The organism is Streptomyces sp. NPDC030183 (genome assembly GCF_055573455.1).
Map to the genome: position 1 here is coordinate 106,912 of NZ_JBVIBK010000015.1, position 20,497 is coordinate 127,408.

The 20,497-nt window shown below is 73.2% G+C and carries 18 protein-coding genes; 10 read left to right on the forward strand and 8 right to left on the reverse strand.

What is annotated here, in order from left to right; genetic code table 11:
- Positions 1–286 precede the first annotated feature (286 nt).
- The 4 genes from ACZ4Z2_RS19605 (at position 287) to ACZ4Z2_RS19620 (ending at position 5,850) form a co-directional block, all read left to right on the forward strand.
- Positions 287–1,579, forward strand: a complete 1,293-nt coding sequence (locus ACZ4Z2_RS19605; protein WP_468077632.1) for an aspartate kinase — start codon at positions 287–289, stop codon at positions 1,577–1,579.
- A 43-nt stretch (positions 1,580–1,622) separates the two neighbouring features.
- Positions 1,623–2,705, forward strand: coding sequence for an aspartate-semialdehyde dehydrogenase (locus ACZ4Z2_RS19610; protein ID WP_468077633.1), 1,083 nt, complete (start codon positions 1,623–1,625; stop codon positions 2,703–2,705).
- Positions 2,706–3,436: 731 nt separating this feature from the next.
- Positions 3,437–4,114: a SigE family RNA polymerase sigma factor gene (locus ACZ4Z2_RS19615; RefSeq protein WP_468077635.1), complete on the forward strand. Its 678-nt coding sequence runs from the start codon at positions 3,437–3,439 to the stop codon at positions 4,112–4,114.
- Complete coding sequence (locus ACZ4Z2_RS19620; RefSeq protein ID WP_468077637.1) at positions 4,111–5,850, forward strand: hypothetical protein; 1,740 nt, start codon at positions 4,111–4,113, stop codon at positions 5,848–5,850. Before ACZ4Z2_RS19615 ends, ACZ4Z2_RS19620 begins: the two co-directional genes overlap by 4 nt.
- 96 nt (positions 5,851–5,946) lie before the next feature.
- Here ACZ4Z2_RS19620 and ACZ4Z2_RS19625 read toward each other — a convergent pair whose 3' ends face one another.
- Positions 5,947–6,924, reverse strand: a complete 978-nt coding sequence (locus ACZ4Z2_RS19625) for an SURF1 family protein (RefSeq protein WP_468077638.1) — start codon at positions 6,922–6,924, stop codon at positions 5,947–5,949.
- Positions 6,925–6,998: 74 nt separating this feature from the next.
- Positions 6,999–7,412: a nuclear transport factor 2 family protein gene (locus ACZ4Z2_RS19630; protein WP_468077640.1), complete on the reverse strand. Its 414-nt coding sequence runs from the start codon at positions 7,410–7,412 to the stop codon at positions 6,999–7,001.
- A gap of 176 nt (positions 7,413–7,588) precedes the next feature.
- Here ACZ4Z2_RS19630 and ACZ4Z2_RS19635 point away from each other — a divergent pair, with 176 nt between their 5' ends.
- On the forward strand, positions 7,589–9,418 hold the full coding sequence (locus ACZ4Z2_RS19635) for a S9 family peptidase (RefSeq protein ID WP_468077642.1): 1,830 nt from the start codon (positions 7,589–7,591) through the stop codon (positions 9,416–9,418).
- A gap of 212 nt (positions 9,419–9,630) precedes the next feature.
- Here ACZ4Z2_RS19635 and ACZ4Z2_RS19640 read toward each other — a convergent pair whose 3' ends face one another.
- The gene (locus ACZ4Z2_RS19640; protein ID WP_468077644.1) at positions 9,631–10,287 is read right to left on the reverse strand and encodes a sigma-70 family RNA polymerase sigma factor; all 657 of its coding nucleotides are present in this window, start codon (positions 10,285–10,287) and stop codon (positions 9,631–9,633) included.
- A gap of 193 nt (positions 10,288–10,480) precedes the next feature.
- The gene (locus ACZ4Z2_RS19645) at positions 10,481–11,188 is read right to left on the reverse strand and encodes a hypothetical protein (protein ID WP_468077646.1); all 708 of its coding nucleotides are present in this window, start codon (positions 11,186–11,188) and stop codon (positions 10,481–10,483) included.
- 309 nt (positions 11,189–11,497) lie between these two features.
- Here ACZ4Z2_RS19645 and ACZ4Z2_RS19650 point away from each other — a divergent pair, with 309 nt between their 5' ends.
- Positions 11,498–13,441, forward strand: a complete 1,944-nt coding sequence (locus tag ACZ4Z2_RS19650) for an NAD-binding protein (RefSeq protein ID WP_468077797.1) — start codon at positions 11,498–11,500, stop codon at positions 13,439–13,441.
- A gap of 259 nt (positions 13,442–13,700) precedes the next feature.
- On the opposite strand, the gene ACZ4Z2_RS19655 is transcribed toward ACZ4Z2_RS19650, so the two are convergent.
- Positions 13,701–14,567 (reverse strand): class I SAM-dependent methyltransferase, encoded by an 867-nt coding sequence (locus ACZ4Z2_RS19655; protein ID WP_468077648.1) that lies wholly within the window; start codon positions 14,565–14,567, stop codon positions 13,701–13,703.
- A 140-nt stretch (positions 14,568–14,707) separates the two neighbouring features.
- Here ACZ4Z2_RS19655 and ACZ4Z2_RS19660 point away from each other — a divergent pair, with 140 nt between their 5' ends.
- On the forward strand, positions 14,708–15,328 hold the full coding sequence (locus tag ACZ4Z2_RS19660; RefSeq protein ID WP_468077650.1) for a TetR/AcrR family transcriptional regulator: 621 nt from the start codon (positions 14,708–14,710) through the stop codon (positions 15,326–15,328).
- 119 nt (positions 15,329–15,447) lie between these two features.
- Here ACZ4Z2_RS19660 and ACZ4Z2_RS19665 read toward each other — a convergent pair whose 3' ends face one another.
- Positions 15,448–16,638: a GTP-binding protein gene (locus ACZ4Z2_RS19665; protein ID WP_468077652.1), complete on the reverse strand. Its 1,191-nt coding sequence runs from the start codon at positions 16,636–16,638 to the stop codon at positions 15,448–15,450.
- Positions 16,639–16,643: 5 nt separating this feature from the next.
- The gene (rpmF, locus tag ACZ4Z2_RS19670) at positions 16,644–16,814 is read right to left on the reverse strand and encodes a 50S ribosomal protein L32 (protein ID WP_319761766.1); all 171 of its coding nucleotides are present in this window, start codon (positions 16,812–16,814) and stop codon (positions 16,644–16,646) included.
- A 248-nt stretch (positions 16,815–17,062) separates the two neighbouring features.
- Between rpmF and ACZ4Z2_RS19675 the strand changes: the two genes are divergently transcribed.
- From ACZ4Z2_RS19675 to ACZ4Z2_RS19685, 3 genes are all read left to right on the forward strand, one after another.
- A complete protein-coding gene (locus ACZ4Z2_RS19675; RefSeq protein WP_468077654.1) occupies positions 17,063–18,064 on the forward strand; it encodes a permease in 1,002 nt (333 codons plus the stop codon).
- A complete protein-coding gene (locus ACZ4Z2_RS19680) occupies positions 18,061–18,816 on the forward strand; it encodes a TIGR03943 family putative permease subunit (protein WP_468077656.1) in 756 nt (251 codons plus the stop codon). Before ACZ4Z2_RS19675 ends, ACZ4Z2_RS19680 begins: the two co-directional genes overlap by 4 nt.
- Positions 18,817–18,950: 134 nt before the next feature.
- A complete protein-coding gene (locus ACZ4Z2_RS19685) occupies positions 18,951–19,454 on the forward strand; it encodes a hypothetical protein (protein ID WP_468077658.1) in 504 nt (167 codons plus the stop codon).
- Between the two features lie 129 nt (positions 19,455–19,583).
- On the opposite strand, the gene ACZ4Z2_RS19690 is transcribed toward ACZ4Z2_RS19685, so the two are convergent.
- Entirely contained in the window at positions 19,584–20,405 is an 822-nt protein-coding gene (locus ACZ4Z2_RS19690; RefSeq protein WP_468077660.1) for a glycosyltransferase family 2 protein, read from the reverse strand.
- Between the last annotated feature and the right edge of the window lie 92 nt (positions 20,406–20,497).

Below are 20,497 nucleotides of genomic sequence, written 5' to 3' on the forward strand. Positions count from 1 at the left end.
CGTACCCGGGGGGAGTGCGGTCGAGTGACCTCGCCCACTTTAGGACTGCGGTGTGCCCGGGGCGGGCAGGGACCACCCCGGAGCGGCCTGGCCACCGGCGGTCTCCCGGCGAAGAAGCCGGGGTGAATTCCGGCGGCGGCCCGCAGGAATCCGAGGTGATCGAAGGGTGAGCGGGACATCTCACCATGCGGGAGCCCGGAGGCGGAATTCGGCCGCTCGATAGACTGAGCCGACCGCAGTACGTGGGTATGTGCGGATAAGGGACGAAACCGAGCGAGGAGCGCACGTGGGCCTTGTCGTGCAGAAGTACGGAGGCTCCTCCGTAGCCGATGCCGAGGGCATCAAGCGCGTCGCCAAGCGGATCGTGGAAGCCAAGAAGAACGGCAACCAGGTGGTTGTCGTGGTCTCCGCGATGGGCGACACGACGGACGAGCTGATCGATCTCGCCGAGCAGGTGTCTCCGATGCCTGCCGGACGTGAGTTCGACATGCTGCTGACCGCCGGAGAGCGTATCTCCATGGCCCTGCTGGCCATGGCGATCAAAAACCTGGGTCACGAGGCCCAGTCGTTCACCGGTAGCCAGGCAGGCGTCATCACCGACTCGGTCCACAACAAAGCCCGGATCATCGACGTCACGCCCGGCCGTATCCGGGAGTCCATCGACCAGGGCAACATCGCCATCGTCGCCGGCTTCCAGGGTGTCAGCCAGGACAAGAAGGACATCACCACGCTGGGCCGCGGCGGGTCGGACACCACCGCCGTCGCGCTGGCCGCCGCGCTCGACGCCGAGGTCTGCGAGATCTACACCGACGTCGACGGTGTCTTCACCGCCGACCCGCGGGTCGTGAAGAAGGCCCGGAAGATCGACTGGATCTCCTTCGAGGACATGCTGGAGCTGGCCTCGTCCGGCTCCAAGGTGCTGCTCCACCGCTGTGTGGAGTACGCCCGCCGCTACAACATCCCGATCCACGTCCGCTCGTCCTTCAGCGGACTCCAGGGCACGTGGGTCAGCAGTGAGCCAGTCGTCGGAAAGACGCAGCAGCAAGGGGAACAGAAGGTGGAGCAGGCCATCATCTCCGGTGTCGCGCACGACACCTCCGAGGCCAAGGTCACGGTCGTCGGCGTCCCGGACAAGCCGGGCGAGGCCGCCGCGATCTTCCGCGCCATCGCCGACGCCGAGATCAACATCGACATGGTGGTGCAGAACGTCTCCGCCGTGACCACCGGCCTCACGGACATCTCCTTCACCCTCCCCAAGACCGAGGGCCGCAAGGCGATCGACGCGCTGGAGAAGAACAAGGCCGGCATCGGCTTCGACTCCCTGCGCTACGACGACCAGATCGGCAAGATCTCCCTGGTCGGGGCGGGTATGAAGACCAACCCGGGCGTCACCGCCTCCTTCTTCGAGGCGCTGTCCGACGCGGGCGTGAACATCGAGCTGATCTCCACCTCCGAGATCCGCATCTCCGTCGTCACCCGCGCCGACGACGTCCCGGAGGCCGTGCGCGCCGTGCACACCGCCTTCGGACTCGACTCCGACAGCGACGAGGCCGTCGTCTACGGAGGCACCGGTCGATGACGGTCCGCTCGTACGGTCCGCACGGCGGCGGCACCGGCCGTTGATGGCCGTCGCCGCCGGGCGGACCGGCAGGCCGACGCTCGCGGTCGTGGGGGCGACCGGGGCCGTCGGCACCGTCATGCTCCAGATCCTGTCCCACCGCGCGGACATCTGGGGCGACATCCGTCTGATCGCCTCCCCCCGCTCGGCCGGCCGCAAGCTGGCCGTGCGCGGGGAGGAGGTCGAGGTCCTCGCCCTCGCCGAAGAGGTCTTCGACGGGGTCGACGTCGCCCTCTTCGACGTACCCGACGAGATCGCGGAGCAGTGGGCGCCGATCGCGGCGGCCAAGGGCGCGGTGGTGGTGGACAACTCGGGCGCCTTCCGGATGGACCCGGAGGTGCCCCTCGTCGTCCCCGAGGTCAACCCGCACGCCCTGCGCGTCCGGCCGCGGGGCATCGTCGCCAACCCCAGCTGCACCACCCTCTCCATGATCGTGGCCGTGGGCGCGCTGCACGCCGAGTACGGGCTGCGCGAACTGGTCGCCTCCTCGTACCAGGCGGTCAGCGGCGCCGGCCGGGCCGGCGTCGACACCCTGCGCCGGCAGATCTCCCTCGTCGCCGGTACGGAACTGGGGACCAGCCCCGGTGACGTACGGCGGGCCGTGGGCGACGACACCGGGCCGTTCCCGGAGCCGGTGGCGCTGAACGTGGTGCCGTGGGCCGGGGAGCCGCGCGCGGACGGCTGGTCCTCGGAGGAGATGAAGGTGCGGGACGAGACCCGCAAGGTCCTCGGGCTGCCGGCGCTGCCGGTCGCCGTGACCTGTGTACGGGTCCCCGTCGTCACCGCGCACTCCCTGACGCTGCACGCCCGCTTCGAGAGCGAGGTCACCGTCGCCAAGGCGCGGGAGATCCTCGCGACCGCGCCCGGTGTGGTCCTCTTCGACGACCCCGGGGCGGGGGAGTTCCCGACCCCGGCGGACGTCGTGGGCACGGATCCGACCTGGGTGGGCCGGGTCCGCCGGGCCCTCGACGACCCCACCGCCCTCGACTTCTTCGCCTGCGGCGACAACCTCCGCAAGGGCTCCGCCCTGAACACCGTGCAGATCGCGGAACTGGTGGCCGGGGCGGGTGTGAGGGGCGGGCGGTAGGACGGGCGTCCGGTGGAGCCGGGGCGGCTGGTCGGCCGGGGGTTCGTGGGTCCCGGGTTCGGGCAGTGGTCCCGGGTTCGGGCAGTGGGTCCCGGGTTCGGGCAGTAGGTTCCGGGTTCGGGCCGGTGGGCGGCTGCGGGTGGGCCGTCGTGGGGGGGGCGCGGATTCCCTCCCCCTCCCCGTCCCTGTTCCGGTGGTCCTGGCGTCCATCAGTCGTTGTCCCGGGGTGCACTGCTCGTTGGCCCTGGGTGCACCGTTCTCCGAATTCCTCGCGTTGCGCCCGGCGTTGGGATAGACCGGCTGTCGCGGCGCGTGGGGCGCCGTCGGCTGCCGTGGGCGTTGTCGGTGGTGGCGTGTAAGTTCTTCGAGTCGGCGGTTCGGCGGTCGAAGGATTTTCGGCCGGACAGCCGTGTGATTTCCGGGTTGATTCAGGCCTCCCGGCGATCGAGGATTTTGCTCCCCGTCCGCCGCAACCGCGCGGCGGACGGGGAGCGTCTTTAACGAGCGCCCTTCGGCGGGGCTGGGCGCGCACGGAGTCGGGGCATAGGGGAAGAGCTGGTACGCATGAGGGCGTTCGACGCGCTGTCCGCTGTTCGGTCGGCCGTGCAAGGCGAGACGCGAGGCGCGGGGCGGGGGCCGGGCAGGGGTGCCGTACGAACAGGCGCGCGGTCTGACGCAAAAGTGATGCCTGTCGCGTACAACCCCGACGGGGGGATACGGGTCCAACAGGCGTGGCAGAGGTACTCGATTTCACCGCGGTACAGACGAGGGGCACCGCCCTCCGTCCACCCCGCCGTCCCCGCTTGCCCGGTCCGCCCGGCGGCATGCCGGTGATCGCGCCCATGCCCGCGGCGCGGCCCACCCGCATTCCCAGCCAGCGCGACGGCGCCGAGGACACGGCCACGCTGCCGGCCTCCGGCACGACCGTCGACCATCTCACCGAGACCTACCGCGCCCACTACCGCTCGCTGCTGGGCCTCGCGGCCCTCCTCCTCGACGACACCGCCTCCTGCGAGGACGTCGTGCAGGAGGCGTTCATCCGCGTGCACTCCGCGCGCAAGCGCGTCCGCGACCCGGAGAAGACGCTCGCCTATCTGCGCCAGACGGTCGTGAACCTCTCGCGTTCCGCCCTGCGCCGCCGCATCCTCGGTCTGAAGCTGCTGTCGAAGCCGATGCCGGACATGGCGAGCGCGGAGGAGGGCGCCTACGACCAGCTGGAGCGGGACTCCCTCATCAAGGCGATGAAGGGCCTCCAGCGCCGGCAGCGCGAGGTCCTCGTGCTGCGCTACTTCGCCGACATGACCGAGGCGCAGGTCGCCGAGACCCTCGGCATATCGCTGGGCTCGGTCAAGGCGTACGGCTCCCGTGGCATCGCGGCTCTGCGCGTCGCCATGGAGGCGTCGGCATGAACGGCGACGCCAGGGACGACCGGCACGACACGCACACCAGGCGCGAGGGTCACGACGAGCTCGGCGCCCGCAGGCGGGCCTCCTGGGGCCGCCGGGACGACGAGCGTGCCGAGGGCACCGCGGACGCCGAGGGCACCGCGGACGCCGAGGGAACCGCGGACGCGGAGGGCACCGCGGACGCCGACGGCACTGAAGGCACCGCAGGGCAAGGGCGGGACCGGCGCGTCGGGGGGCGCGGGCTCGACGAGCACGAAGAAACGCAATCGCACGCTGGGAACGGAACTGTGAATCACGGCCCCGAAGAACAAGACCCCGTCAAGGGTCAGGGTCTCGAAGGCCGCGGTCCGGACGAGCCGGCTCCGGACGACATGCGCGCGGACGACCCGACCCTGGGGGAGACACACACCAACGGCACGGATCCGGGCGGGACCGGCTCGGGCGACGACGGCTCGGGCGACGACGGTACGAGGGACGACGGTACGAAGGACGACGGTGCGAAGGACGCCGGTTCGGGCGGCGAGCGCCCAGCCGCCTCCGCCTCGGGCGACGAGCGCTTCGACGACCCGGCCCCGACCGCGACCGGCTCGAAGGGCCAGGGTGGCTCGAACGGCTCGAACGGCTCGCACGGTCTGCATGGCCTGCCCGGGCTGGACCGCTTGGACGGTCTGCGCGGCTTGAACGGGGCGAAGCCGTCCGGGGCGAAGGGGCTGGACGAAGCCGGTCCCAAGGGGCCCGGCGGGTTCGACTCCGACGAGCTGATGCTGCGGAACCTGCTGCACCAGGCCGTCTCGGAGATCGAACCCCGTGACGGCACCCTGGACCATCTGCGGCGGGCGGTTCCGGCCCGGCGCGCCCGCAAGCGTCAGGCCGTCGTCGGTATGGCGGCCGCCGCGCTCTTCATCGGCACGGCGATCCCCGCCCTGGTCCACGTCTCGAACTCCACCGGCTCCGACGCCAACCCCTCGGTCGTCGGCCACGGCTCGGCGACCCGTGGGAGCGAGGGCCAGTCCAAGGGGCAGACCGGCGGCAGCGGTTCGTCGGGCGCTTCCTCCGGCGGCACCAAGGACTCCGGCAAGGGCAGCGGCAAGGGCAAGGGCGACAAGGGCAAGGGATCGTCCGCCGGCGTACCCGGCGGCACCGAGGCGACGCCCACCGCCGCGAGCGCGGCCCTGTGCACGGCCGCCCAGCTCAGCGGCAGCGCCGGCGTCGGCTCCCCGGACTCCGGCGGCGCCGTCTACGGCAGCTTCCGGGTGTCCAACGTCTCCGGCTCCAGCTGTACGGTCGCCGGCGGGGGCGGGGTGAGCGTGGCACCCCAGGGCGCCGCGGACGCCGCCAGGATCACCGTGGCGAACCATGTCGCGGGTGACGCGGCCGCCGGGCTGCCCGACCCGTCGCTGTTCCTCTCCCAGGTGGTGCTGGAGCCGGGGGCGGCGTACGAGGTGCGGTTCGCCTGGGTGCCCTCCGAGCCCTGTCCCACCACCAGCGGCGGCACGACCGACGGCGGCACCGGTGGTACGGATCCGAGCCCGGACCCGACGCCCACGCAGGAGGACCCGGGGGCGACAGCCGACGGCGGCAGCTCGATGTCCACCCAGCTCGGCAGGGAGGACGGCGTGGCCGACGGCAGCATCGTCATCTCCCACACGGCGGAGGGCGGCGTCGCCACCTACTCCACCGGCGTCGGCAACGCCTGCGCGGGCACGGTCTACCGGACGGGCCTGCTGACGGCGTCCTGACAGGGGGAGGGGACCCGGACCGTGAGGGTCCCGGACCGTGAGGGTCCCGGACCGTGCGGGACCGGACGGTGCGCATCCCCTCCCGCCGGCACGGCCCTATTGCGGGGCGGGCGCCGCTTCCCGCGACCGGCCGTCGCCGGAACGGTCCTCGTCGGAGCCGCCGTCGCGGGAACGGTCCTCGTCGGAGCCGCCGTCGCGGGAACGGTCCTCGTCGGAACCGCCGTCGCGGGAACGGTCCTCGTCGGAACGGTCGGCGTCCGTGTCGCCTGCGCCCCCGGACGGCCCCTCCTTCGGGGCCGTCGAGCGGTGGCCCCCCTCCGGCACCAGGCCCAGCTGCTCGTCGCGGACGATCTCCACCTCGCGGCGCAGCAGCCGGAACCACATGAAGACGACGAAGCCGGCGAAGACGAACCACTCGCCGGTGTAGCCGAGGTTCTGGAACGCCTTGAGGTCGAGCCCGGTGTCCTGCGGTGCCGTCGCGGGCACGGCCTTCATCCCCGAGTCGCCCTTGTCGAGCGTGACCCACGCGTCGTACAGGTCGTCCGGCACCAGGTTCACCAGCGTGGCCGCGCTGATCGCCCCCGTCTGGCCGGCGGGCAGGCCGCCCTGCACCGGCACGCCGTTCGAGCCGGGTGACTCGGATGCCTGGAGCGCGCCGGTCACGGTGACCTCGCCGGTGGGCGCCGCCGGGGGACGGTCCGGGTCCGCGGTGCCGGGCAGCCAGCCCCGTACGACCGGAAGGGACTTGCCCCCGTCGGTGCGCAGCAGCGTCAGGACGTAGAAGCCGTCCTTGCCGTCCAGTTCGCGGTGGGGGACCAGGAGCTGCTCTCCGTACCGTCCGGTCGCGGTGACCAGCTCGCCGGACGTCTCCTTGTCGACCGGCAGCAGCTCGTCCAGCGGCCGGGCAGGGGCCCGGTCCGCGGGGTCGACGCGCTCGGTCGCCGTGCGGTGGTCCTGCATCCGGTCCTCGAACCGGCTCAGCTGCCACGACCCCATGAACACGCAGAAGGGGATGGCGAGCAGCACGAAGACGTTGATCCCCCACCATCGGGGCGTCAGCAGAAACCGGTACACGCCTTCCACCGTACGGTGCCCGCACCGTCCGTCCGGCCGCGGGGTGGGGCGGGTCGGCCACCCGCCGGGGCCGTTCAGTACCGCTCGACGAGGTGCTCCCGGCCGGTCGGCGGCTCGTACGGCTCGGGCCAGAAGTCGGTGACGGAGGTGATCCGGCCGTGCGCGTCGGCCGTGAAGAAGGAGACCGCGTACATCTCCTCCAGTCCCACCGTGACGTGTATCCAGCTGACGGCGCGGTCCGGCTCGGCGACGATCCGCTCGACTCGGGCGTGCCAGTCCGCCGGGTAGTCGCGGTTGAACCGCACGTACCGCTCCCGGCCGCGGATCCGCTCCCTGGTCTGCGGCAGCTCGTACACCACGTCCTCGGCCAGGGTCGCGGCGAACGCGTCCCAGTCGTGGGCCTCCGCGCTGGCCCAGTACGTCTCGACGGTCCGGCGCAGCCCGCCCGCCGGGGTGTCGGCCGTCGGCACATCGCTCGTTGAGGTCATGCGGCGAGTGTGCACCCGGGCACTGACAACCGGTCCGGCAGCCCGCACAACCCGCCCGGGCCCGACCTGGGCTTTCAGCGGTTTTCCACAGGCGTGGGGGCGGGGCCGGGCGGAAGTTTTCCACAGGCTGGGGGCCTCGGCGGCGCAATGTCCGACGGTCGGGGCAGTATGGGGCCATGACTGAGAGCAACGGGTCCACCCCGCAGCAGCAGAGCGGGTCCATGCCCGACTGGGAGAAGAGGTTCCGGGCGCCGAGGGTGTCGCTGCCGGACTGGGCCGAGGACGCGCCGCACCGCTCGCTGTTCGTCTCCAACGCCACGGGGACGTACGAGTTGTACGCGTGGGACCGTGTGACCGGGGAGCAGCGCCAGGTCACGGACCGGGCCACCGGGACGACGGACGGGGTGCTGTCCCCGGACGGCGAGTGGATCTGGTGGTTCGACGACAAGGACGGCGACGAGTTCGGCGTCTGGCGCCGCCAGCCCTTCCACGGCGGCCCGGACGAGGAGGCGACGCCCGGCCTGGACGCGTCGTACCCGGCGGGCGTGGCCATCGGCCGCGACGGTCTGACGGCGGTCGTGGGCCGCTCCACCGACGAGGACGGCTCGACGATCCATCTCGTCCGGCAGGGTGAGGCGCCCGTCGAGATCTACCGGCACCGCGAGTCGGCCGGCGTGGGCGACCTCTCGCACGACGGCTCCCTGATCGCCCTCGAGCACACCGAGCACGGCGACGCGATGCACTCGGCGCTGCGCGTGGTCCGCCCGGACGGCTCGACGGTCGCCGAGCTGGACGACACCAAGGGCGGCACGATCGAACTGGGCCTTGAGGTGCTGGGCTTCGCCCCCGTCGAGGGCGACACCCGACTGCTCATCGGGCACCAGCGCCGGGGCCGCTGGGAACCCCTCGTCTGGGACGTGGCGTCCGCCGAGGAGACCGACCTCGGGCTCGCCGACCAGCTGGAAGGCGACCTGAGCGCCGAGTGGTATCCGGACGGCTCCGCCCTGCTGGTCGTCCACAGCTTCGAGGCCCGCAGCGAGCTGTGGCGCTATGAGCTGGCGACCCGCCGTCTGGAGCGCGTCGAGACCCCAAGAGGCACGGTCTCCGGGGCATCGGCCCGCCCCGACGGCAGCGTGGAGTACCTCTGGTCGTCGGCCGCCGAGCCGCCGGTCGTGCGGTCCACGACGGGCGAGGTCGTCCTGGACCCGCCGGGCCTGAAGTGCCCGGGCTCGGTGCCGGTGGAGGACGTGTGGGTGGAGAGCCCCGGCGGCCGGGTCCACGCGCTCGTCCAGCGCCCGGTCGGCGTGTCCGGCCCGTACCCCACGCTCTTCGAGATCCACGGCGGCCCCACCTGGCACGACAGCGACTCCTTCGCCGCCGGCCCGGCCGCCTGGCTCGACCACGGGTACGCGGTGATCCGCATCAACTACCGCGGCTCCACCGGCTACGGCCGGGCCTGGACCGACGCCCTCAAGCACCGGGTCGGCCTGATCGAGCTGGAGGACATCGCGGCCGTCCGCGAGTGGGCGGTGAGCTCCGGCTTCGCCGACCCCGACCGCCTCGTCCTGTCCGGCGGCTCCTGGGGCGGCTACCTCACCCTCCTCGGCCTCGGCACCCAGCCCGACCTGTGGAGCCTCGGCATCGCCGCCGTCCCCGTCGCCGACTACGTCACCGCGTACCACGACGAGATGGAGGCGCTGAAGGCGATGGACCGCACCCTCCTCGGCGGCACCCCGGAGGAGGTCCCCGAACGCTTCGCGGCGTCCTCCCCGTTGACGTACGTCGACGCGGTGAAGGCCCCGGTGTACATCTCCGCCGGGGTGAACGACCCGCGCTGCCCCATCCGCCAGATCGACAACTACGTGGACCGACTGGTGGCCCGCTCCGCCGCCCACGAGGTCTACCGCTACGACGCGGGCCACGGCTCCCTCGTCGTCGACGAGCGCATCAAGCAGCTCCGCCTGGAGCTGGACTTCGCCTCCCGCCATCTGGGGGTGGGTGCGTAGAAACGACAGGGACGGGCGCGCAGCGGCTGCGGTGGGCGCCGAGCGACTGGGACGGATGCCTGGGACTGGGATGGATGCCTGGGGCTGGGATGGGTGCCTGGCGACTGGGGGTGAGTGTCTGAGGGCTCCGCTCGCCGACGCCCACCTCCCGACACTCGCCCGCCGCTCGCCCACCGCTCCTCGCTCACTGCCGCTCGCCCACCGCTCACCGCTCAGGCGGCCGCCAGGGCCGTCGGCTTCCGGGACTCCGCGGTGTCCCGGGGCGCCTCGGCCGCCATGAGCAGGTCCACCAGGGTCGCCCGGGCCCGGGCGACCCGCGAGCGGACCGTCCCTATGGGGCACGCGGTCAGCCGCGCCGCGTCCTCGTAGGGCAGCCCCAGCACCTGCGTGAGCACGAACGCCTCGCGCCGTTCGTCGGGCAGTGCGGCCAGCAGGTCGACCAGCGCGATCCCGTCGTCGAAGCCGGGCAGTCCGCTCGGCTGGGCCCGTTCCACGGCCAGCCGCCAGTCCGGTACGTCGGCCGGCCGGGGCCGCGAGGCCGCGTACCGGAAGCTGTCGGTCACCGCCCGCCGGGCGATGGACAACAGCCAGGTGCGGGCCGAGCAGCGGCCCTCGAAACGGTGCAGGCTGCCGAGCGCCCGCAGGAACGTGTCCTGGGCCAGGTCGTCCACCACCTGAGGGTCGGCGCAGAGATGGGCGACGAAACGCCGGACGTCACGGTGCAGGGCGCCGACGAACCGCTCGACGGCCTCCGGGTCACCACCGCGCGCGGCGAGCGCCCAGGCGGTTATCGACTCATCGCTCGACGCGGGGGCGGTCGCGGGTGGGGTGGGGGTAGGGGTGGTCACCTGGTGTCCTTCTCGGGTCATCCGGGTGCGCGGACGCGGCGGCCGGTGGGCATCACGGCGCGCGCGTCGGCGATCCGGTGGGGAAAGGCGGCCGTACGGGGCGCCGACAGGGCGGCGCGGTACGGCCGAGGCCCGGGGCGCGCGGTTGCGCGTACGAGGTGCGGGCGTGCGCGAGGGCACGGCCCGCACGGCTGCCCCGGGGCACCGGTTGCCGTCAGCTGACAGCGATCGCGGCGGGCGGTCCCCGAGAGGTGAGGGTGTGGACGAGAAGGAGACGGCGCGGCGAACGGTCCGAGCGGCCACGGCGCACCCTCGGACGCGGCCTGCCCGGCGGCAGAGCGAGCGCGAGCGCCATCCGCAGCGGCGCGGCCAGCCAGCCGGCCACGGCCCGCAGCAGCCCGAAGGCGGCGCGCTCGCCGTACGCCAGCCACAGCCCGGCCAGCAGCGCGGCCAGAAGGTGCGCGGCGAGCATGCCGGACGAGGACCCGAACGCCCCGTCCATGAGGTACCCGGTGTGGTCCGCATGGCTCATGTGACCGGCCGAACCCGGGTGGACGAAGTGATGCATGTGGGCGGAGCCCATGCCCATGCCCATGCCCATGCCCATGGCGCTCGCGCCGTCGGCACCGACGGCGCCGCCGTTCAGGGAGCCCGCGGCGGCCGGGTGGGACGGCTGCGCGAGCGAGAACCCCGAGTGGAGGGCGGTCTGCGCGGCGAGCACGACGGACACGATCAGCGGGAGCCCCCGCTCACGGCCCGCCAGGCACCAGCCGACCCCGCCGGTGGCGGCGGCCGCCGCGCCCATGGCCCACCACGGGACCGGGCTGCCGGACATGGTGACGTGGCCCAGGGCGGCGAGCAGCACACAGACGGCCGCGAACATCGCGGCCCGGACTGCGCGGGAACACCACCCTGCGGTCATGGCGCCCCATCCTCGCATTCGGACACCGGTCGTCACCCCCGTCCCCCTTGAGTACGGATGTCCACCCGCGGTCGCACTCACACCCCCAACTGTGATGTGGATCACGCGAGAATCGGTCACTTTCATGAGGCAGGCTTCTGCTTCGTGGGGAGTCCTTCGCAGCAGAGCAGCCGGCCCGGTCCGGGCCGACAGTCCGACCCGTCCGGCCCGAACTCCCAAGCGGTGCCGGGCACATCGGTCGGCGCGCCCCGGCCCGGCGTCCTCGCCGGGCTCGTTGGGCAGCGCGGACCGGCCGATTCGGGGGCGCACATGGTCGTCTGCGGCGACGACGGGCTCGCGCACCGGCTCGCCGCCGAACTGTGCACGGTGTACCGGGAGCAGGTGACGCTCGTGGTGCCGCCGACCGCACGGGTCGCACCCCGGCCGGTGGTGGGCCGCACCCGGGCCGCCACGATCCTCGACCGGGTCTCCGCGGCGGTCAACCGGGCGGCGGGCAACGGCGATCCGGCGGGTGCCGACCGCGCCGGTTCCGGGGCCGACCGGAACGCGCCCGCGGGCATCGCACCGCACGGTGAGCAGTTGCTGGAGGCCGGGGAGGCCACGGAGGCGGTCCTCGCCGAAGCCGGGGTGGAACGGGCCGCCGCGCTGGCGCTCGTCTATGACGACGACGAGACGAACATCCGGGCCGCCCTCACCGCCCGCCGGCTCAACCCGAGGCTGCGGCTCGTCCTGCGGCTCTACAACCGTCGGCTCGGCCAGCACATCGAGGAACTCCTCGACCGGGCGGCCGCGTTGGCGACCGGCGGCGACCCGGACGGCGGCGTCGACGGGTTCGGCGCCTCCACGACCGTCCTCTCCGACGCGGACACCGCCGCGCCCGCGCTGGCCGCGACCGCCGTCGCCGGCACCACCAAGGTCGTCCAGACCGACGGGCTGATGCTGCGGGCCGTGGAGCGTCCGCCGGGGTATGCCGCTCAGGGCCCCGGCCGCGGCCTGTGCACGCTCGCGCTGCTGTCGGCCACGACCAACGACCCCGCCGGCGCGGACGGTTCGGAGGGCAGCGGGGCGGGCGGCCCCCAACTGCTGCCCGACGAACGGGCCGTGGCCGAGGCGACCGGGCGCGGGACCATCGTCCTGGACACCGTGCGGTACGCGGGCCCCGCGCTGCCGCCGGGCCGGTCGGGCGGCGGGCCGTTCGGGATGATCGGCGCCTTCAGGTCGCTGTTCTCGCGGCGGCTGCGGTGGTCGCTGGCGGGGCTGGTGGCCTGTGTGTTCGCCCTCGCCGTCGCGCAGATGGTGACCACGGGTGAGCATCCGCTGCGGGCGACGTACGTGACCCTGCTCGACCTCTTCGCGATCAACGACCCGGCGACCGAGGGAAGCGACTCCCGGCAGATCCTCCAACTGCTGTCGGGCCTGATGGGCTTACTCCTGCTGCCCGTGCTCCTGGCCGCCGTGCTGGAGGCGCTGGGCACCTTCCGCAGCGGTTCCGCTTTCCGGAAGCCGCCGCGCGGCCTCTCCGGCCACGTCGTCCTCCTCGGCCTCGGCAAGATCGGCACCCGTGTCCTGGCCCGGCTGCGTGACCTGCACATCCCCGTGGTGTGCGTCGAGGCCGACCCGGAGGCCCGCGGGCTCGCGGAGGCCCGGCGGCTGCGGGTCCCGGTGGTGCTGGGCGATGTGACGCAGGAGGGCGTGCTGGAGGCGGCGAAGATCCACCGCGCCAACGCGCTGCTCGCGGTGACGAGTTCGGACACGACGAACCTTGAGGCGGGCCTGTACGCGCGTTCGGTACGCCCCGATCTGCGCGTCGTGCTGCGCCTGTACGACGACGACTTCGCGACCGCCGTGTACCGCACGCTCCGGGCCGCCCACCCGCACGCGCTCACCCGCAGCCGCAGTGTCACCCACCTCGCGGCGCCCGCGTTCGCCGGGGCGATGATGGGGCGCCAGATCCTCGGCGCGATCCCCGTGGAGCGCCGTGTGCTCCTCTTCGCCGCCGTCGAGGTGCGGGGCCATCCCCGCCTGGAGGGCCGTACCGTGGCCGAGGCGTTCAGCGCGGGTGCGTGGCGGGTGCTGGCCCTGGACACGGCCACGGAGCCGGCGGAGCGGGGTGGTGGTCCGGCCGCCGGTTCAGGGCTGGTCTGGGACCTGCCCCCCACGTATGTGCTCCGCGCGGAGGACAGGGTGGTCCTGGCCGCGACGCGGCGCGGGCTGGCGGAGCTTCTGGGCCGGCGGGCCCGGTCCACGTCGTAAAGGGCTGGGGCCGCCCAGTGGCTCCGGGGCGCCCAGTGGCTCGGGGGCGCCCAGTGGCTCGGGGGGCGACTGTCGCAGGGCGACTGCGGGTGCGTCGTGGTTTCTCGCGCGGTTCCCCGCGCCCCTGAAAAGCGCCCGGGGCCGCGCCCCGTGCTTTCAGCCGAAGGCCGGGCCGCAGGCCCGAAGCCTTCAGGGGCGCGGGGAACCGCGCGAACGGCCGAAGACCACCCGCACCCGCCCTGTGACAGTCACCCCCGAGCTAGAGCCTGTCCGATGGGGCGCCCGGGTGGTCCGCCGTGACCAGCCATGACGTGCTGCGCAGTCGTACCGTGCCGTCCGCCGCCTCATAGCCGCGCAGATGATCCGTCAGGGTGCGGCGGGCGCGGGCCCGTGCGGTCGCGTCGGCCTGCTCCATCAGGGAGCGACCGGGCCCCGTCCCCAGCAGGAACTCCGCCGCGTCCTCCGCTCCGTGCCCCCACGTCCCGTACGCCTGGGCCTGGTTGATGGTGACGTCGGTGAATCCGGACGCGGTGAGGACGTCGCGGATGCGGTCCGGGGCGGCAAGGGAGAACATGCCGGGCCGCCCCGACCGCCCGAAGTCGCCGACCGGCAGAAAGTCGCGCAACGCCGCCATCGCCACCACCCAGTCGTTGAGCATGGCGTCGGCCGGGCAGACGAACGCCAGGCGCCCGCCGGGCCGCAGAGCCCGGCCGACGTTGCCGAACGCCCCTACGGGGTCGGCGAAGAACATCACCCCGTAGCGGCTGATCGCCGCGTCGAACGCGCCCGCCTCGAAATAGTGCGCCTGCGCGTCTCCCTGCGTGAAGGAGACGTTGGCGATGCCCTCCCGCTCTGCTCGGGCCCGGGCCTCGGCCAGCATCGGGCCGGACAGGTCAAGGCCCAGCGCGCCCCCTTGGGGCGCCCGGAGCGCGGCGAGGCGCGTGGTCTGACCTGAGCCGCAGCCGAGGTCGAGGGTCCAGTGGTCCTCGGTGACTCCGGCGGCGTCGAGGAGCGGCTCGTTGAAGCCTTCGTTCACGGCGTTCCAGCGGTCCTGGTGGCGGGCCCAGTGGGCTCCTTCGGGGCCGTTCCACGCCTGGGACTGCTCGGTGTTGACGACGGCCGGCACGGGTGCCTCCTGTGGTGGATGACCGAGAATGGGCATGTGCCCAAACAGTATGGGCGAGTGCCCAAACCCGCAATCCCCGCTACCATCCGAGAAGTTGTGCCCCCGGAGGGCGCCGGAGAGCCGGAACGGAAGAGAGGCCCATGTCACCGCGCGGAGTGGCGACGCCGGACGTGCGCGAGCGGCTTTTCGCGGCCGCCGAGCGCGTCGTGGAGAGGGAGGGGCCCGGCGCGCTCACCAGCCGGTCCGTCACGACCGAGGCGGGCTGCGCCAAGGGGCTGTTGCACGCGCACTTCGCGGGGTTCGACGAGTTCGTGGCCGAGCTCTGTCTTGACCGGTTCGCGCGCACGGCGGCGAAGGCGCGGGAACTGTCGGGCCTTGTCGGGCAGGGCACGGTGGCGCGAAACCTCGAGGCTGTCGCCCTCGCGCTGTTCGACTCCGGTGGTCCCGCCATCTCGGGCCTGGCCGTGACCCGCCCCGCCGCCGCGCTGCGTATCCGCGAGGCCCTGGAAGGCGGGGCGCCCGGATTCACCGCGATCCAGGAGGCCATCACCGGCTATCTGCGGGACGAGCGGGAGCTTGGCCGGGTGGCGGACACCGTCGACCCGTCCACGGTGAGCCTCGCTGTCGTAGGCACCGCCCACCACCTCCTGATGACCAGCTGGCCGGGCACACCCGACCCACGGCCCCCCATGACGCGCCTGGTGTCCGTGTTGGTGGACGGCCAGGGCGGCCAGGACGGCCAGGGCGGCCAGGACGGCTAGGAAGGCATGGCGTGCCGGGTCAAAGCCGCCGGGCCGGCACGCTCAGCCGTCACGCGACTCTGCGGACACGCCCCAGAACGCCCCCACCTCCGCCTCGTGCCCCCGCCTCCGCCTCATGCTCACACCTCCGCCTCATGCTCACAACGCTCCTCCACCCCGAACGTCTCCCACGCGGGAAACGGGTCCTCGAAGCCGGCCGCACCTCCCGCCTCCCCGTCCCGCACCAGGCACGCACCCAACGCGGCCCGCAACGCCTCACCGCGCAACCCCGCCCCGATGAACACGAGTTCCTGCGCGTCACCGGCGGAGCCACCCCACGCCGCCGACGGCTCGAACCGGGCCACCGACCCCGCCTGCGACCACAGCCCCACCACCCGGGGCCGGCTCGCCAGCGTGAAGAAGCCCTTCGACCGCAGCACCTGCCCGAAGCGCCCGCTGTCCAGCTCCTCGGTCACGAAGTCCCACAACCGCCCGGGGTGGAACGGGCGCCCGGCCCGGAACACGGTCGACGAGATCCCGTACTCCTCGGTCTCCGGGACATGGTCCCCGTTCAGCTCCCGCACCCACCCCGGCGCCTCCTGCGCCCGCTCCAGGTCGAACAACCCGGTCCCGAGCACCTCCGCGACCCGCACCCGCCCGAACCGGGCCGGTACGACCCGCGCGGCCGGGTTCAGCCGGGTCAGCGTCCCCGTGAGCCGCTCCGCGGTCGCCGGGTCCACGAGGTCCAGCTTGTTCAGCACGATCACATCGGCGAACTCGACCTGGTCGATCAGCAGGTCGCTGACGGTCCGTTCGTCCTCCTCGTACTGGTCGAGCCCGCGCTCCGCCAACTCGTCGCCGCTCGCCAGTTCCGGCAGGAAGTTCACGGCGTCGACGACGGTGACCATGGTGTCCAGCCGGGCGACATCCCCGAGCGTGGCGCCGTCGTCCCGCGCGAAGGCGAAGGTCGCCGCGACCGGCATCGGCTCTGAAATCCCTGAACTCTCGATGAGCAGGTAGTCGAAGCGGCCCTCGCGGGCCAGCCGGTCCACCTCCTCCAGCAGATCGTCACGCAGGGTGCAGCAGATGCAGCCGTTGGTCATCTCGACCAGCCGCTCCTCCGTCCGCGACAACGCCGCCTCACCGCCGCGTACGAGGGCCGCGTCAATGTTGATCTCGCTCATGTCGTTGACGATGACCGCGACCCGCAGCCCTTCGCGGTTGGCGAGGACATGGTTGAGCAGCGTGGTCTTGCCCGCGCCGAGGAAACCGGAGAGAACGGTGACGGGCAGCCGGTCGAGTCCGTCGTACGCCCCGTGGGCCGTGGGCATCGCTCTCAGTCCTCGGGGTGGAGCAGTCCGCGCTCGTACGCCTTCAGCAGTCGCTGCGGTACGAGATGGGTGACGCCGTCCACGGTGAAGGGCACCAGCTGTGGCGTGCTCGCCTTCCACTGGGCGCGGCGGTGACGGGTGTTGCTGCGGGACATCTTCCGCTTGGGCACGGCCATGGGGTCCTCCTCGACGAACGGTGGAATGCCGGAATGCCGGAATGCCGGAATGCCGCACGAGACGCTACATGAAAATGGATCCCATTACGAAAAAGCTGTCCGGGTGTCCGCGCGCGACGCCTCCCCGCCCCCTGTGCTGCGCGTCGCGGTGCGGCACTTGAGCGGGAACGTCCCCGTCGCCGTATGGGAGGGGAAGCCGGCGCCGACCCGGGCAGCGCGGCCGTACCCGTACGGAGGTACCGTCCCCCGTGGCCATCACCAAGGAAGCCCCCGACCGGCCCGGCCCCGAGGATTCCCGCGGCCGGCACCTCAACTCCCCCCTCCTGCTCACCATGCTGCTGGTCCTGGCCGTCGCCGCGCAGGGTCCCCTGCGCCGTGTACTGGCCGCGCCCGTGACGCAGAGCTGGATGACGGTGTTCGTGGCGGTGGTCGTCCAGGCGCTGCCCTTCCTGGTGCTCGGGGTGCTGCTGTCGGCGGTGATCGCGGTGTACGTGCCGCCGTCGTTCTTCGCCCGCGCGCTGCCGAAGCGGCCCGCGCTCGCCGTCCCCGCGGCGGGCCTGGCCGGTGTGGTGCTGCCGGGGTGCGAGTGCGCGTCGGTGCCGGTGGCGGGCGCGCTGGTGCGGCGCGGCGTCACGCCCGCCGCGGCGCTCGCGTTCCTGCTCTCCGCCCCCGCCGTCAACCCGATCGTGCTGACGGCGACCGCCGTGGCGTTCCCGGGCGACCCCGAGATGGTGCTGGCCCGTTTCGTGGCGAGCCTGCTGGTGGCGTGCGCGATGGGCTGGCTGTGGCAGCGGCTGGGGCGCGGCGAGTGGATGCGCCCGCCGGAGCGGCCGTCGTACGAAGGGCTCGGCAAGGGCGCGGCGTTCTGGGGTTCGGTGCGGCACGACGTGATGCACGCGGGCGGGTTCCTGGTCGTGGGCGCCATGGCGGCGGCCACGCTCAAGGCGGTCGTCCCGGCGAGCTGGCTGAACGCGGCCGCCGACAACCCCCTGGTCGCGATCCTCGCCCTCGCCGTGCTGGCCGTGCTGCTGTCGATCTGCTCCGAGGCGGACGCGTTCGTCGCCGCGTCGCTCACCCAGTTCTCCCTGACCTCCCGACTGGCCTTCCTGGTCGTCGGGCCCATGATCGACCTCAAACTCTTCGCCATGCAGACCGCCACCTTCGGCCGTGCCTTCGCCCTCCGCTTCGCCCCCGCCACCTTCGCCCTCGCGATCCTGGTGTCGGCCCTCGTCGGGACGGTGCTCCTGTGAACCGCCACGCCCAGACCGTCGTCCTCTTCCTCACCGGCGGCGCCCTGCTGCACGCCGGCTCCACCGACCTCTACCTCCGCTACGTCAAGGCGGGCCTGCGGCCGCTGCTCATCGGCGCGGGCGTGGTGCTGATAGCGGCGGCGCTGGCGACCCTCTGGTACGAACGCCGGGCGACACGAGCCGGACAGGGCCGGGCACACGAGCCCGAGCGGCATGCCGACCGCGACCCCGGACACGCCCACCGTGAACCCCGGGTCTCCTGGCTCCTCGTCCTCCCCCTCCTCGCCCTCGTCCTGGTCGCGCCGCCCGCCGCCGGGTCGTACACCGCGATGCGCACCGGATCGGCCCTCCAGGAGCAGCCCTGGGGCTACCCGGAACTCCCCGCCGACGGACCGCTGAGGCTCAGCGTCGCCGACTACGCGGGCCGCGCCGTCTACGACAGGGGCCGCTCCCTCGCGGGCCGGCAGATCAAGGTCGCCGGCTTCCTCGCGCTCGACGGCCACGGCGCCCCGTACCTCGTCCGCATGGCCCTCAACTGCTGCGCCGCCGACGCCCAGCCCGTCAAGATCGCCCTCACCGGCGAACTCCCCCCGGTCCTCCAGCCGGACACCTGGATCGAGGTGACCGGCGCCTACACCCCGAAGCGCACCAAGGACCCGGTCAACGGCACGGCCGTCCCGTATCTCTCCGTCGCCTCCACCCGCCCGGTCAAGGCCCCCCAGGACCCGTACGACGAGGCGTGGAACGGCTGACACCGGCCCGCCCGGCGTCCTCCACCGCCGCCCCGTCCACTCGTGGCCGCCACTCGTGGCCGGACTCGGCCTGGATAGCTGACGGCCCGTCAGTTATGGTCGCGGACAACGCCGTACCCCGAGAGGTGAGTGCCGTGCCGACACGTCCCCGGACCCCGAGCCCGCAGCCGCCCGGTGCTCCCCGCTGGGTCGCGATGTTCTACGAGCCCTCGTCGTCCTCGTGGAAGGTGGGCGCCCAGTCGCCGTACCGTTCGCCCGTGCTGTACGCCGTGGGGGAGATGACCCAGACCCTGCGGGCGCGCGGCGAGGACCCGGCGGTCGTGGTGTGGGGCCCCGGGGTCGGTCCGGGCGGCGAGGGCTGGGAGCGGCACGACCCGGCTGACCTCGCGGCGGACGCCACCACACCCGGGGCGCCCGTGCCTGCCGCCGAGGCGCCCGCGGCGAAGCCCAGCACGCTCGCCGAGCGCATGACCGGCCGGCGTCAGCAGGTGCTCATGGCCGGTCTCGGCAAGGCGGGCCTCTACGACCTGGCGCCGGACGACCTGGCGGCCCTCCGGGCGGTCGTCGACTGTCTCGACGAGACCACCGTCCGCAGGGTGGCCCACTGGCTCAGCGTGGCGGGCACCGGCCGTCCCTAGGGGCGGGCGCCGGTCGCCCTCAGGTGCCAACTAGCCGGCCGTGGGTGGGAACTGCCGTCGCCTAGGCCCTGTCGTCAAATTCCCGCCGTCGCCCGAAGGGCGGGGTAGGTGGGAATTTGACGACAGGGCCTAGGGGGTGCCGCTGCCTCCGGGGTCCCCGCTCGGGAGCGGGCCGTGGCTGTGGACGAGCGGGTCGAGGCGGTCCGGGTAACTCCAGCGGAAGGTGGCCAGGGCGCGGGCGCGGGCCTCTATCACGGCCATGCGGGCGGCTCGTTCGGCCTTGTCGCGGTGGGCCGCCTGGCCGGTCGCCTGCCCCTCCCACTTGCGGTAGAGGAGGCCGACCTCGGCGGAGAACCAGCCGCGGCTCACGGCGTTGAGCGCGAGGAGCAGTCCGGTGTCCTCGGAGGCGGGCAGGGCCATCCAGCCGCCGAGCGCGAGCGCGAGTTCGCGGCGGACGAAGAGCGTCGCGGGGTGCACCGGCGCCAGGAAGTCATGGGCCGCCCAGTGGTCGAGGACGGCGCCGCGCTCTATCGGGCCGTGCCCGGGGTCGCCGGGGAAGCCGAGGGTGGAGCCGTCGGGCAGGACGTCCAGGACGCGTGAGGTGGCCCAGCCGAGGGTGCGGTCCGCTTCGAGGGCGGCCAGATCGCGGGCGAGCGCCCCCGGCGTGAGCCGGTCGTCGGCGTCCAGGACCTTCACATAGGCGCCGTCCGCCTCGGAGAGGGCGATGGTGCGGGCGACGCCTGGCCCGCCGGGCCGCCCCTGGCGGAACGTCACCCGGGTGTCGTGGGGGACGTACGGGGCGACGGCGTCCGAGGCGCCGTCCTCCTGGATGACCCAGTGCCACTCCCAGCCGCCGGGTAAGCGCTGGTCGCGCAGCGACGCGTAGGCGTCGGCGAGGAAGGGGGCCGAGGGGGCGTGGACGGCGGTGACGACGACGATGCGCCGGGTCACGGCTGCACCCACCACCCTTCGAGGCGTCGTGTCGATCGGCCGCATGACAACGCCCGGCCGCTGGCGACGGGGGATGCACCAGCGACCGGGCT